This window comes from Streptomyces sp. NRRL F-525, assembly GCF_000716605.1.
GTDB lineage: Bacteria > Actinomycetota > Actinomycetes > Streptomycetales > Streptomycetaceae > Streptomyces.
Genome location: NZ_JNXE01000002.1, coordinates 305,557 through 319,383, shown reverse-complemented (window position 1 = coordinate 319,383; position 13,827 = coordinate 305,557). Strand labels below are relative to the sequence as shown.

Annotated in this window: 10 protein-coding genes and 1 pseudogene; 7 read left to right on the top strand and 4 right to left on the bottom strand. The window is 68.9% G+C overall.

Features of this window, described 5'->3' with window-relative positions; genetic code table 11:
* Nucleotides 1–7 precede the first annotated feature (7 nt).
* On the bottom strand, nt 8–913 hold the full coding sequence (locus tag OO69_RS04555; RefSeq protein WP_033279227.1) for a helix-turn-helix domain-containing protein: 906 nt from the start codon (nt 911–913) through the stop codon (nt 8–10).
* A gap of 160 nt (nt 914–1,073) precedes the next feature.
* Nucleotides 1,074–1,325, bottom strand: a complete 252-nt coding sequence (locus OO69_RS04550) for a DUF397 domain-containing protein (RefSeq protein ID WP_033279071.1) — start codon at nt 1,323–1,325, stop codon at nt 1,074–1,076.
* Between the two features lie 213 nt (nt 1,326–1,538).
* On the opposite strand from OO69_RS04550, the gene OO69_RS04545 reads away from it, so the two are divergent.
* A complete protein-coding gene (locus OO69_RS04545) occupies nt 1,539–2,087 on the top strand; it encodes an ATP-binding protein (protein ID WP_033279070.1) in 549 nt (182 codons plus the stop codon).
* A 65-nt stretch (nt 2,088–2,152) separates the two neighbouring features.
* On the opposite strand, the gene OO69_RS04540 is transcribed toward OO69_RS04545, so the two are convergent.
* Nucleotides 2,153–2,956, bottom strand: coding sequence for an SAM-dependent methyltransferase (locus tag OO69_RS04540; protein ID WP_033279069.1), 804 nt, complete (start codon nt 2,954–2,956; stop codon nt 2,153–2,155).
* 71 nt (nt 2,957–3,027) lie between these two features.
* Nucleotides 3,028–4,035, bottom strand: coding sequence for a LacI family DNA-binding transcriptional regulator (locus tag OO69_RS04535; RefSeq protein ID WP_051800764.1), 1,008 nt, complete (start codon nt 4,033–4,035; stop codon nt 3,028–3,030).
* A gap of 271 nt (nt 4,036–4,306) precedes the next feature.
* On the opposite strand from OO69_RS04535, the gene OO69_RS04530 reads away from it, so the two are divergent.
* The 6 genes and pseudogenes from OO69_RS04530 to OO69_RS04505 all read left to right on the top strand — a co-directional run bounded on the left by OO69_RS04530 (nt 4,307) and on the right by OO69_RS04505 (nt 13,796).
* Entirely contained in the window at nt 4,307–5,599 is a 1,293-nt protein-coding gene (locus OO69_RS04530) for an ABC transporter substrate-binding protein (protein ID WP_033279067.1), read from the top strand.
* A gap of 7 nt (nt 5,600–5,606) precedes the next feature.
* Nucleotides 5,607–6,494, top strand: coding sequence for a carbohydrate ABC transporter permease (locus OO69_RS04525; protein WP_033279066.1), 888 nt, complete (start codon nt 5,607–5,609; stop codon nt 6,492–6,494).
* Nucleotides 6,491–7,393 (top strand): carbohydrate ABC transporter permease, encoded by a 903-nt coding sequence (locus tag OO69_RS04520; RefSeq protein ID WP_033279065.1) that lies wholly within the window; start codon nt 6,491–6,493, stop codon nt 7,391–7,393. Before OO69_RS04525 ends, OO69_RS04520 begins: the two co-directional genes overlap by 4 nt.
* A 42-nt stretch (nt 7,394–7,435) precedes the next feature.
* On the top strand, nt 7,436–8,692 hold the full coding sequence (locus OO69_RS04515) for a glycoside hydrolase 5 family protein (RefSeq protein ID WP_106970960.1): 1,257 nt from the start codon (nt 7,436–7,438) through the stop codon (nt 8,690–8,692).
* Nucleotides 8,689–10,723 (top strand): annotated as a pseudogene (locus tag OO69_RS48755) (endo-beta-N-acetylglucosaminidase). The gene OO69_RS04515 and the pseudogene OO69_RS48755 overlap by 4 nt, the downstream one beginning before the upstream one ends.
* 55 nt (nt 10,724–10,778) lie before the next feature.
* Entirely contained in the window at nt 10,779–13,796 is a 3,018-nt protein-coding gene (locus tag OO69_RS04505; protein WP_033279063.1) for an alpha-mannosidase, read from the top strand.
* Nucleotides 13,797–13,827: the final 31 nt, after the last annotated feature.

The following is a 13,827-nucleotide window of genomic DNA, read 5'->3' as shown; positions in this document are numbered from 1 at the left end:
CCTGTCCTCACATCTCGCTGAGGAGCTTCTCCAGGAAGGTCACCGACTCGGGGGCCGGCGAGGCCACCATGCTCAGCCGGTCCATGACCGCGAGGTAGCGGTCGACCTCGTCGGGCTTGTCCAAGTAGAGGGCGCTGGTGAGCTGTTCGAGGTAGACGATGTCCGGCAGGTCCGGCACCGGGAAGCGCAGCACGGTGATTGGACCGCCGGCGGCCGCGTGGCCGCCCACGTGGAACGGCAGCACCTGGAGGGTGACGTTCGGCAGGGCGGCCGTCTCGATGAGGTGCCGCAGCTGCTCGCGCATCACGTCCGCTCCGCCGAGCGGACGGCGCAGCGCGGCCTCGTCCACCACGACCCACAGCTTCGGAGCGCCGGGCCTGGTGAGCAACTCCTGCCGGGTCATGCGGAGTTCGACGCGGCGCTGGATCGCGTCCGGGGTGTCGACGGGTCGGCCGAGCCGGATGACGGCCTCGGCGTACCCGGCCGTCTGCAACAGGCCCGGGATGAACTGCACTTCGTAGGTGCGGATGAGGGAGGTGGCCTCTTCCAGACCCAGGTGCTGCTCGAACCAGGTCGGGAAGGCGTCGCCGTACGCGCGCCACCAGCCCGGTTCGTTGGCACGGCGGGCCGAGTCGAGGAACTCCTGGCGTGCGTCCGGCTCTTGGAGGCCGTACAGCGTCAACAGGTCGGCCACGTCGCGTTCTTTGAAGCCGACGCGGCCCAGCTCCATGCGGCAGAGCTTGGCGTCCGAGGCGCGTATCGCCGAAGCGGCCGTGTCCCGGGTGATGTTGAGGGACTCGCGCAGGCGGCGCAGGCGGGTGCCCAGCATGATGCGCTGGACCGTCGGACCGCCGCGCTGAAGGCTCAGCACGTCCGAACCCGAGGGAGCGTATTCCGGTTGAGCTGCAGTCATGTTCATCCCCTCGGCGGTCGCGCCGATACCGTCCGCAAGTTTTCGGGACTCAAGAGAGGATCGTAGCACCGAGGTTCCGGATAACTGCAGGGAGTGAAGGAGCCGGAAGGTGCCGGCCTGTGTCCGGCCCCTTCCGGCCAATCCGCGGGTTTGCCTGACCTCAGCGGCCGGGGAGTAGGCCGTCGAAGTCGCCGTCCTTCACACCGCGGACGAACGCGGAGATCTCGGCACTGGTGTAGACGAGCGCCGGACCTTCGGGATGGCGCGAGTTGCGCACGGCGACCTGGCCGTCGGAGAGCGCGGCCAACTCGACGCAGTTTCCTTCAGGGTTGCTGTGGTGGCTCTTGCGCCACTGCGCGTCGCTCAGCAGGGTCGCCGACATGCCGTTCGCGTGCTCTATGTGAGGCCTCATCGCTCCCCCGGAAGATCGAATGCAATTGCAGCTTCAATTGCACCCATTGGTGATGTGGAGGACGATAGCCCTCGGGTGGGCCGCTCGCAAGATCGTCTGCAATTGCAGCGGTAATTGCCGATGCACTTGCGCTTGCAGGGGCAGGCGGAGGACGATGCTCCGGACAGGTGTAGCGCGCGCAGGTGTTCTCTCCCAGGGGTCTCAGGGGTCGCGATGTCCGCAGAGCAAGTCGTACGACCGGTCGACACCCTGCGGATCGAGGGGACTTGGGAGTGGCTGTGCCGGGCCGTCGATCAGGTGGGCCCACCCGAGCCCGGGCGGACCGTCACCCTGGTCCCCGCTGCCGGTGACGGGCGCGACCCCGCCCTCTGTTCCGTCCTGGTCGTGCCGCCGATGCCCCAATCGGCCCAGGTGGCACGGGACTTCACCCGGGCAGCGCTCGCCGACCGGGCCGGGGAGGAACTCGTCGACGATGTGACGGTCACCGTGTCGGAACTGGTGAGCAACGCGCTGCGCTACGGCCGGGCGCCCAACTCCCGTGCGGAGCCGCAGCCTTCACTGTGGCTCGCGGTGTGGGACCGGCTGCCGTACGCGGTGTGCGCCGTCACGGACGACAGCGATCGAATACCTGTCGAGGGCCACCCCGACGAGTTCGCCGAGTCCGGGCGCGGTCTGCAAGTCGTCTCCGCGCTCAGCGAGTCGTGGGGCTGGAACCTGCGGGCGGGTGGCGGGAAGACGGTCTGGGCGCTGTTCCGGATCTGACCCAAGGGCACAGAACGACAAAGAGGGACACCGGCAACTTCGGTGCCCCTCTTCGGTGTTGGCGCTCAGGCCTTGCGGCCGACGCCGCAGATCGTGTTCTCGACGGAGGGATCGCGGCCCACGTCGACCGGCTCCGGGTGCCACCGTGAAATGGGGACGATGCCTGGTTCGATGGCATCGAGGCCGTCGAAGAACTCCGCTATCCGCTCGGGGCTGCGCAGGTAGTAGGAGCTGGCGGAGTTGGCGTTGTACACCGAAATCGCCTGGTTGAGCGCCGCGTTGGTGTCGGTGCCGTCGGTCAGCGCGAGATAGCTGCCCGGGGGCAACGCGTCGAGGAAACGGGCCACGACGGCCTCGGGCTCGTCCGAGTCCGGGATCTGCCCCAGGATGCCCAGCATCGTCAGCGCGATCGGCTTGCTGAAGTCCAGGGTCTGGGCGGCGGCTTCGAGAATCCTCTCGGGGTCGCGCACATCGGCGTCGACGTAGGCGCAGGCGCCCTCCGGAGTGCTGGTGAGCAGCGCCTGCGCGTGCACCAGCACCAGCGGGTCGTTGTCGACGTACACGATGCGGCTCTCGGGCGCGATGCGCTGCGCGACCTCGTGCGTGTTGTCGACGGTGGGCAGACCGGTCCCGATGTCGAGGAACTGGCGGATGCCCGCGTCCTCGGCGAGATAGCGCACCGCCTTTACCAGGAACCGGCGTTGGAGGCGGGCGAGCAGCGCGATGTCGGGGAACATCTGGACGATCATCTCGCCGGCCTCGCGGTCGGCGGCGTAGTTGTCCTTGCCGCCCAGGAGGAAGTTCCACACACGGGCGGAGTGCGGCCGGTCGAGCTGGAGCCGGTCGGCCAGCGGGTCTTCGGAGGTCATGGGCAAAGCCTCACACGAAGTACCCGGCGGTGTCCGGCGATTCGGCCTCGAAACGGGGGACACGCCCCCTTTCATACCCGTGCCGGTCCCGTGCTGTCCCGCTCGATCAGCCGCGGCACCGGCACCCGCACCGTGCGCGCCGGTCCGCCGTCCAGCAGGGCGGTCAACTCCCGTGCCGCCGTACGGCCGAACTCCACACTGTCCCGGGACAGCGCCGACAGCCACGGCCGGACCATGCGGCACAGCGCGGAGTCCTCCCAGGCGACCACCGACACGTCCGCCGGTACGGAGAAGCCGAGTTCGGTCGCGGCGGCCACTCCGGCGACGGCCATCACGTCGTTGTCGTAGATCAACGCCGTTGGGGGAGCGGCGACTTCGAGGACCCGGCGGGTGACGGCGGCGCCGGCCGCGTCCGAGTAGTCGGTGGTCACCGAGTGCACCTCGGTCAGTCCGCGGCGGGCGGCCTCGGCGCGCAGGGCGCGGATACGGCGCTCGGTGTGCGCGAGGCCCGCCAGCCCGGCGATGTGCACGATCCGCCGATGGCCACGCGCGTACAACTCGTCCACTACGGAGGTCATCGCGCCCGCGTCGTCGGCCCACACCGTCGACAGACCCGGGTGGCGTTCGTCGGGTGCGCCGCCGATCACCACGGCGGGCAGGCCGAGTTCGTCGAGGAGGTCGGGCCGCGGGTCGGCGGTACGCGGGTCGGCCACCAGGACGCCGTCCACGCGGTGTTCGGCCCACCAGCGCCGGTACACCGCGCACTCGTCGTCGACGTCCTCGGCCATCTGGAAGAGCAGTCCGAGATGGCGCTCGGCGAGTATCTCCTGGATGCCCGAGACGAGTTGGAGGAAGAAGGAGTCGACGCCGAGGGTGTCCGCGGGCCGGGCCAGCACGAAACCGACCGTCGCCGCACCCTCTCCGGACAGCGCCCGCGCCGCCGTACTGGGCCGCCAGCCCAGTTGCTCCGCGACCCGGCGCACCCGGTCGCGGGTGATCTCGGAGACGCCGGGCCGGCCGTTGAGCGCGAAGGAGACCGCGCTCTCGGACACACCGGCGCGCTGCGCGATGTCCTTCATCGTCGGCCGACGCGCGGGCGACCGCTTGCCTGACAACCCTGCACTCCATTCCACCGGTGCCGCGCACTAATGCGCTTGAGTCCGCACACCCTAAAGCGCATTAGTGATCCACCGCAAGAATGCGAACACACCTCGCTGACCAGTGCAGTTGGCCGGATCAGGCCAACTAATGAATTTAGCTGAGCGGAATCCATTGACGGGCCCCGGGAACACCGTGCAAGGTCTGCCCCGGCACGATCAGCCAACCCCACTGGCAAAGGAGCCACTCGCCGTGCGCATCTCCCGCAGAGCCTTCGCCGCCGCTGCCGCCGCCGTCGTCCTCATGCCGCTGAGCGCCTGCGGTTCCGGGGGAGACGGCGGCGGATCGACCGACGCCTCGGGCAAGGTCGAGGGCGACATCACCTTCCAGACCTGGAACCTCCGCGCCAACTTCAAGTCGTACTTCGAGGGCGTGATCTCCGGCTTCGAGAAGCAGTACCCCGGCACGCATGTGAAGTGGATCGACCAGCCCGCCGAGGGCTACGCCGACAAGATCAGCGCGGACGCCGCCGGCGGCACCCTGCCCGACGTCGTCAACGTCTCCCCGGACCTCGTCGCCCCGCTCGCCAAGGCGGGCCTCGCGCTCGACCTCGACAAGTCGGCCGCGAAGTACAAGAGCGAGTACCTGCCGGGTGCTTGGGCCAGCCACGAGATACCGGGCATGACCGGCACCTACGCCTTCCCCTGGTACCTCAACACCGGCCCGCTCTTCTACAACAAGTCCCTCTTCAAGCAGGCCGGACTCAACGCGGACCAGCCGCCGAAGACGTACGACGAACTCTTCGCCCAGGCCCTCCAGTTGGCGAAGAAGACGAACGGCAAGGTCGCCACGCTCGCCAACGTCCCCACTGTCGAGGACTTCGGCCGCTACGGCGTCGAGCTGATGAACAAGGCCGGTACCGCCTTCGCCTTCAACGACGCGAAGGGCATCGAACTCCTCACCAAGTACAAGGAGTTGTACGACGCGAAGGCCCTCGACTCGCAGGCGCTCACCGCCACCCCCGAGTCGTCCGGCAAGAAGTTCCTCACCGGCGCCGTCGCCATGAACCCCGGCAGCGCCCTGGACCTCGACAACTTCAAGAAGCAGGCGCCGACCCTGTACAAGAACATCGGCATCACCGACCAGATCACCAGCACCGGGCACGTGAACATGTACGTGATGGGCGTGATGGTCAACTCCAAGACCAAGCACACCCCGGCGTCCGTGGCCTTCGCGCACTACGTCACCGATGCCCAGCAGCAGATGTCGTTCGCGAAGAAGGTCGCCATCTTCCCGAGCACCGCCGGTTCCCTCGACGACCCGTACTTCACCAAGGAGGACGGCACCGACGAGACGCGGGTGCGGATCGCCGCCGCCAAGTCCCTGAAGAACGCGGTCAATTACACGCCGGTGCTGTTCAGCGAGCAGATGAAGACCGCGCTGCGCAACGAGGTCGCCAAGGCGCTGCAGGGCAAGGAGAGTCCCAAGACGGCTCTCGACAACGCTGTCAAGCAGTGCGACACGCTGCTCCAGCAGGAGGGCTGAGGTTTCCATGGCCGACGTGTCCCGCGTGCGGCGCCAACTGCCCTCCAGCCCCTGGCTGTTCGCCGCCCCCGGGCTGCTGATCGTCGGCGCCTTCGTGCTGTACCCCTTCGCCTCCACCGTGATCAACTCCTTCACGGACCGGCGCACCCTGATCCCGGGCCACTTCGTGGGCTTCGCCAACTTCCGCGAGCTGTGGCACGACGACATGTTCTGGACCGGCCTGCGCAACAGCACCCTGTACATCGTGGGGGTGGTGCCCGCACTCGTCGTACTCCCTTTGCTGCTGGCCCTGTTGGTGCAGAAGAACATCCCCGGCATCACCTTCTTCCGGTCCGCCTTCTACACGCCGGTCGTCGCCTCGATCGTCGTGGTTGGGCTGATCTGGGTGTGGCTGCTCGACGAACGCGGCCTGGTCAACTCGCTGTTGGAGACGATCGGCGTCGGACAGATCGGCTTCCTCAGCGACCAGTGGCTGCTCCTGCTGAGCGCCATGGCCGTCACGGTCTGGAAGGGCCTCGGCTACTACATGATCATTTATCTGGCCGCGCTCGCCAGCGTGCCGCGCGAACTGCACGAGGCCGCCTCGGTGGACGGCGCGGGCGCGGTGCGGCGCTTCTTCACGGTGACCGTGCCCGCCGTCCGCTCCACGATGGTGCTGGTGGGCGCGCTGTCCTCGGTCGCCGCCTTCAAGGTGTTCTCCGAGGTCTACCTGATGGCGGGCCCGAGCGGCGGACCGGCCGGTGAGGACACCACCCTGGTGATGCTCGTTCAGCGCACCGGCACCGGCCTGACCGGCCGGGTCGGCTACGCCTCCGCGCTCTCGGTCGTCGTCTTCGTCGTCACCGTCGCCCTGATGCTGCTCGTGCTGCGGGCCGACCGGAAGGAGGACTCTTGAGCGTCATCGAGCGCGCAAGGCCCGTCCAGGAGACGGCGGTTCGCGAACCCCGCATCACCGACGAGCACGGCCGCCGCATCCGCGTCTGGGAACTCGCCCTGCGCTACACGCTGTTGCTGATCGTCCTCGCCATCACCGTCGGCCCCTTCGTGTGGCAGCTCTCCACCTCGCTCAAGGGCCCGACCGAGGACATCTACAGCTCGCCCCCGACCTTCCTCCCCGAACACCCCACCCTGCACAACTACAAGCGGGTCGCCGACACCATCCCCGTCTGGGACTACGCCTTCAACTCGCTGAAGGTCGCCGCCGGCAACGTCGTGACGAACTGCGTCGGTTCGGCCCTCGCGGGCTACGCGCTGGCCCGACTGCGGTACCGGGGCCGCCGGGTCGCCACCCTCGTCTTCATCCTCGCGATGCTCGTGCCGGTCGAGGGCATCATCATCGCCCAGTTCACCACCATGCGGGAGTTGGGCCTCAACAACACCCTGATCGGGGTGGTCCTCCCGGGCTGCATCGGCGCGATGAACGTGCTGCTGATGCGCAACGCCTTCCTCAACCTGCCGTACGAGATAGAGGAAGCGGCCTTCGTCGACGGCGCCAACGTGTGGCAGCGGTTCCTGCGGATCGCGCTGCCGTCCGTGAAGGGCACCATCGCCGTTGTCGCGATCTTCGCCTTCATGGGCGCCTGGGACGACTTCCTGTGGCCGCTCATCGTGCTCAGCGACCCGTCCAAGTTCACGCTCACCATCGGCCTCAACTATCTGCACGGCACCTTCGCCAACGACGAACGCCTGGTCGCCGCCGGCACGGTCATCGCCGTGGCACCGCTGATCGCCCTCTTCGCCTGCCTCCAGCGGTACTTCTTCCGGGGCGTGGGCGAAGGCGCCGTCAAGGGCTGACGTTCCCCGCATTCAGGTACGCACTACAGAACCAGGATCCCGATGTCTTCTGCCGTGCGCTTCGGCGTCAACTACACGCCCAGCCAAGGGTGGTTCCACCACTGGCTCGACTTCGACCTCGACTCCGTACGCGCCGACCTCGACTCGATCGCCGAGTTGGGCCTCGACCACATCCGCGTCTTCCCGCTCTGGCCGTACTTCCAGCCCAACCGGACCTTGATCCGAACGAAGGCCGTGGAACAGCTTGTTGAGCTGGTCGACGCGGCCGGTGAACGCGGACTCGACGTCAACGTCGATGGTCTGCAAGGGCACTTGAGCAGCTTCGACTACCTGCCGGCCTGGACCCGCACCTGGCACCGGCGCAATCTCTTCACCGACCCGGACGTCCTCGACGGCCAGGCCGCTTATCTGCGCACGCTCGCTGCCGCTCTCGCCGACCGCCCCAACTTCATCGGCATGACGCTCGGCAACGAGGTCAACCAGTTCTCGGCGGGCCCGCATCCGGACCCCGACCGGGCGACGGAGGAGCAGATCGACGTCTGGCTGGAGCGGATGATCGCGGCCTGTGCGGAAGGTGCGCCCGGCAAGCCGCATCTGCACGCCGAGTACGACGCGACCTGGTACCAGGACGACATGCCGTTCACCCCGGCGCAGGCCGCACGGCGCGGTGCGATGACGGCCGTGCACTCCTGGGTCTTCAACGGCACCGCTCAGCGACACGGCCGTAGTTCGGTTCCCTCCGAGCATCATGCCGCGTACTTGGTCGAGTTGAGCAAGGCGTGGGCCGAGGAACCGCATCGGCCCGTCTGGCTCCAGGAGGTTGGCGCGCCCCAGCCGCTCGTCCCCGCCGAGCACGCGGCCGACTTCGCCTCCGCGACCATCGCCAACGCCCTTGACTGCCCCGACCTCTGGGGCATCACCTGGTGGTGCTCGCACGACGTGTCCCGCGAGCTCGCGGACTTCCCCGAACTCGAGTACGGGCTCGGTCTGTTGACCAACGACCGCCAACCCAAGGACATCGCGTTGGTGTTGGCGGAGGCGGCCCGCGAGCCCGTGTACGAACCCGCCGTCCGCACCACGGCGCTCGTCGTGCCCGCCGATCCGTCGGCCCGTTCGGGCTGCGGTCCCGGCGGGCCGGTCTTCGACGCCTACTTCCGGCTCGTCGCCGATGGGGCCCGCCCGACGACCGTCCTCGACGTGCGCGCGGACGACAAGGAACACCTCGCCGCGCGGGGCATCACCGAAGTCGTCACTCCCGACCAGGTACTCCCCACCCCACAAGGAGGCACCAGCTCGTGAACCCCGGACGCCCCACCAGACGCAGCGTCCTCATCGCCGGCGCGGCGGCAACCCTCCTGCCCCAGCTGCCGACGCCCGCCTTCGCCGCCCCTCAGGCTGCCGCCAACACCGGGCAACCGTACGCCAGTTACTGGTACCCGGACTCGCTGCCCGCCGGCACCCCCGGCACCGGCATCACCTGGAACAGCCTGAAGACCTGGACCGCCGACTCGGACGCGGACCTCGCCTTCAACGCGGCGGCGGTCCCGCTGGCCGCCCGCTTCACCCCGCCCCCCCGCGAACAGCACCGCCCGCTCCGGGCAGGCCCGCATCCAGTCCCTGGTCTCCTTCGGGCCGACGTCCAGCAACCCCTCCCAGGGCGCGGCCACCGCCGACTACTACGCCCTCACCCACTGGTCCTACCTCGACGAACTCGTCTTCTGGGGCGGCTCGTCCGGCGAGGGCATCATCCTCGCCCCGAACGCCCCCGTCGTCGACGCCGCCCACCGGCACGGCGTCCCCGTCCTCGGCAACATCTTCCTGCCGCCCGTCGCCTACGGCGGACAGCTCCAGTGGACCCGCGACCTGGTCCAGAAGGACTCCGCCGGGCACTACCCGCTGGCCGCCCAACTCGTCGCCGTGGCCGCCGCGTACGGCTTCGACGGGTGGTTCGTCAACGCCGAGACCAGCGGCGGGAACACAGCCCTCGGCACCGATATGCAGGGTTTCGTAGGAGAGTTGACGTCCCTTGCCGCCGCGCAGGGGCAGCGGGTCACCTGGTACGACGCGATGACCGTGAACGGGACGGTCAGTTGGCAGGGCGCGCTGAACACGTCGAACCAGGCGTTCTTCCAGGCCGCGAACGACATGTTCATCGACTTCCGGTGGAGCACCAGCACGCTGGCGGCCTCCGGGACCAAGGCGGACGGACTCGGGCGCAGCCGCTACGAGTTGTGGGCCGGCGTCGACGTCGAGTCCAACGGGTCGAGTACGTCCGTGAGTTGGGACGCAATGGTGCCGACGACCAAGGCGCACATCACGTCGATCGGTTTCTACCGGCCGGAATGGACCCGCAACCATCTCCCCGCGAGCCGCACCCCGGGCGACTTCCACGCGGCCGACGACCGGTTCTGGACCGGGCGTTCGCTCGACCCGTCGAAGCCGGACGGCACGGACACCTGGCGGGCACCGGCCGTGTCGGTCGCGGACCGGTCGACGGTGGGCGGCGCGCTGCCCTTCGCGAGCGTCTTCAACACCGGGCACGGGCTGCGCTGGTACGAGGACGGGGTGGTCACCTCGGATACGGCATGGAACCACCTCGGACTCCAGGACCGGCTGCCGTCCCGTCGGTGGGTGGTGTGGACGACCGGGCAACGGCCCACGGTGACCTTCGACTTCGCGGACGCCTGGCGGGGCGGGAGCAGTGTCCTGGTCTCCGGTGTGCTCGACCAACCGACGACGCTGGATCTGTACGGTTCACAACTGCCGCTCGGTGATGACACGGTGGTCGACCTGACCTTCCGCACCGACAGCGGCAGCGTGAACGTCGAGCTGGCCGTCGCGACCGCCGAACCGGGCACGGCGGGGTCGACACCGCCGTACACCTATCTGCCGGTGAACTCGGTCGACGGGTGGCAGACGGTGACCGTGCCGCTCACAGGTCTCTCCGGGACGCTGCAGGCGATCGGTGTACGGCTCACCGCGGCCGACGCGAGCGGGAGCACGGTGAACTGGCGGCTCGGCGGTATCGCTGTTCGCGACGTCGACGACACCCAGGCGCCCGCCGCTCCCGCCGACCTGCGGATCACCGACGCCACCGGTGGCGACCTGCGCTTCGCCTGGGACGCCGCGCCCGGTGCCGTGCGCCAGTACACGCTGCACCGGCTCCTGCCCGACGGCACCCGGCGGTTCCTCGGCGGGACCTGCCAGCGCGCGTTCTTCGTCGGTGGGCTGCAGGCCGAACAGGGCGAGCAGCAGGCGTGGTTCGAACTGCGCGCGACAGGGGAGCTCTACACAGCGTCGGCCCCCGTGACCGTCGCGCACGCCTGGTAACACCCACCCGTGATACCCGTGACCCAACCCGCAACCGAGCTACGGAGCACCCCACATGCATGACGACCGCAGCCTGGTCGAAGCCCGCCTCAAGCGCGTCCTCGAAGAGCGCATCCGTCCCGCCGTGTATCCCGAGTCCGTGCCGCTGGAGGTGGCCGTCTGGCACGCGCCCGACGAGCCGGTGCCCGTGGCCGAGGGGCTCGCGGGCGCACCCGAACCGATCGAGGTGGGTGCCCGGTGGGGTGCTCCCTGGGGCACCAGCTGGTTCCGCGTCACCGGGACCGTCCCCCAGGAGTGGGCCGGGAGGACCGTCGAGGCGCTGCTCGACCTCGGCTTCGACGAGAACATGCCCGGCTTCCAGTGCGAGGGCCTCGTCTACCGGCCCGACGGCACCCCCGTGAAGGGCCTCAACCCGCGCAACCAGTGGGTGAGGATCGGCGCGCCCGTCGCCGGCGGCGAGGAGGTGCGGCTGCACATCGAGGCCGCGTCCAACCCGGTGGTCATGGACTACCACCCCTTCGTGCCAACGCAGTTGGGCGACAAGGAGACCGCGGGCAGTGAGCCCCAGTACACGCTCACGCGTATGGACCTCGCGGTCCTCGACGAGAACGTCTGGAACCTCGTCCTCGACCTGGAGGTCGTCGGCGAGCTGATGGCCGAGCTGCCGGTGGACTCGGCGCGCCGCTGGGATCTGCTGCGGGCGATCGAGAAGGCGCTGGACGCCGTCGATCTCCAGGACGTCAACGGGACGGCGGAGCACGCCCGTTCGCAGCTCGCGGCTGTGCTGTCGACGCCCGCGGTACCGTCCGCGCACCGCATCAGCGCGATCGGGCACGCGCACATCGACTCGGCATGGCTGTGGCCGCTGCGCGAGACGGTCCGCAAGGTGGCGCGCACAACGTCCAACATGACGGCCCTCCTTGATGACGAGCCCGACTTCATCTTCGCCATGTCCCAGGCCCAGCAGTGGGCTTGGGTGAAGGAGCACCGGCCCGAGGTGTGGGCGCGGGTCAAGAAGGCGGTCGCCGACGGGCGGTTCGTGCCGGCCGGTGGCATGTGGGTGGAGTCGGACACCAACATGCCGGGCTCGGAGGCGATGGCCCGCCAGTTCGTGCACGGGAAGCGGTTCTTCATCGACGAGTTCGGCATCGACAACGACGAGGCCTGGCTGCCCGACACCTTCGGCTTCGCCGCCGGACTCCCGCAGATCATCAAGGCCGCTGGTTCCAAGTGGCTGCTGACCCAGAAGATCTCGTGGTCCCAGACCAACAAGTTCCCGCACCACACCTTCCGTTGGGAGGGCATCGACGGCACCCGGATCTTCACCCACTTCCCGCCCGTCGACACCTACAACTGCTCCATGCAGGGCCGCGAGATCGCCCACGCGGCACGCAACTTCAAGGACAAGGGCGTCGCCCGGCACTCCCTCGCGCCCACCGGCTGGGGCGACGGAGGCGGCGGCACGACGCGCGAGATGGTCGCCAAGGCGGCCCGCCTGCGTGACCTCGAAGGCTCGGCGACCGTGGCCTGGGAGACCCCGAAGGAGTTCTTCGAGAAGGCGGAGGCCGAGTACCCCGAACCGCCCGTCTGGGTAGGCGAGTTGTACCTCGAACTCCACCGCGCCACCCTCACCAGCCAGGCCAAGACCAAGCAGGGCAACCGCCGCAGCGAACACTTCCTGCGCGAGGCGGAGTTGTGGGCGGCGACGGCTGCGGTGCGGGTCGGATTCCCTTACCCGTACGAGGACTTGGACCGGATCTGGAAGACGGTTCTGCTGCACCAGTTCCATGACATCCTGCCCGGCTCGTCGATCGCCTGGGTGCACCGCGAGGCCCGCCGGACGTACGAGCGGATCGCCTCGGAACTGAACGCCATCATCGACGCGGCTCAGCGTGCACTGGCGGGGGAGGGCACGACCCCCCTCCTCTTCAACTCCGCGCCCCACACCCGCGAAGGCGTCCTCGCGGGCGGCGCGCAAACTCCGGTCGTGCAGGGCGAGACGGCTCTCGCGACCCGGGTCGGCGGTGGACACGTACTGGAGAACGGCCTCCTCCGTGTCGAGATCGACGGCCGGGGACTCGTCGTCTCCGCCTACGACATTGAGGCCGACCGCGAGACGATCGCCCCCGGACGGGCCGCCAACCTGCTCCAACTCCACCCGGATTTCCCGAACATGTGGGATGCCTGGGACGTCGACGAGTTCTACCGCAACACGGTCACCGACCTCACGGACGCGGAGGAGGTCGTGGCCGACGGAAACAACGCCGTGCGGATCGTGCGGTCCTTCGGCGCGTCGAAGGTCACCCAACTCCTGTCCCTGGCCCCGGGGGAGCGGCGACTGCTCATCGACACCGAGGTCGACTGGCACGAGACCGAGAAGTTCCTCAAGCTCGCATTCCCGCTGGATGTGCACGCCGAACGGTACGCGTCCGAGACCCAGTTCGGGCACTTCCACCGGCCCACGCACACCAACACGTCATGGGAGGCGGCCAAGTTCGAGGCCTGCAACCACCGCTTCGTCCACATGGAGGAACCCGGCTGGGGCGTCGCCGTCGTCAACGACTCGACGTACGGCCACGATGTGACCCGTACGGTCCGCACCGACGGCGACTCCGGTACGACGACCACGGTGCGTGTCTCCCTCCTCCGCGCCCCGCGCTTCCCGGACCCCGAGACCGACCAGGGCGTCCACCGCTTCCGGCACGCACTGGTGCCCGGCGCGGGCATCGGCGACGCGGTGCGCGAAGGGTGGCGGATCAACCTGCCGGAGCGGCGAGTTGAGGGTGGGCAGGAGGTCGCGCCGCTGGTGAGTGTCGACCGGGACGCGGTCGTCGTCACAGCGGTGAAGCTCGCCGACGACGGGAGCGGTGACGTCGTGGTCCGCTTCCACGAGGCGCACGGAGGACGGGCCAGGGCGACACTGACGGTGGGCTTCGATTTCGACGCCGTGGAGGCCGTAGACCTGCTGGAGCGGCCGCTGGCCGAAGCCGAGGAGGTAACCAGCGAGGGCGATCAACTCACCCTGCGACTGCGCCCGTTCGAGCTGGTGACGCTACGGCTGCGACGGTCCTGACGCGGAACGGCTTCTCCCGGCGGCCGTGATC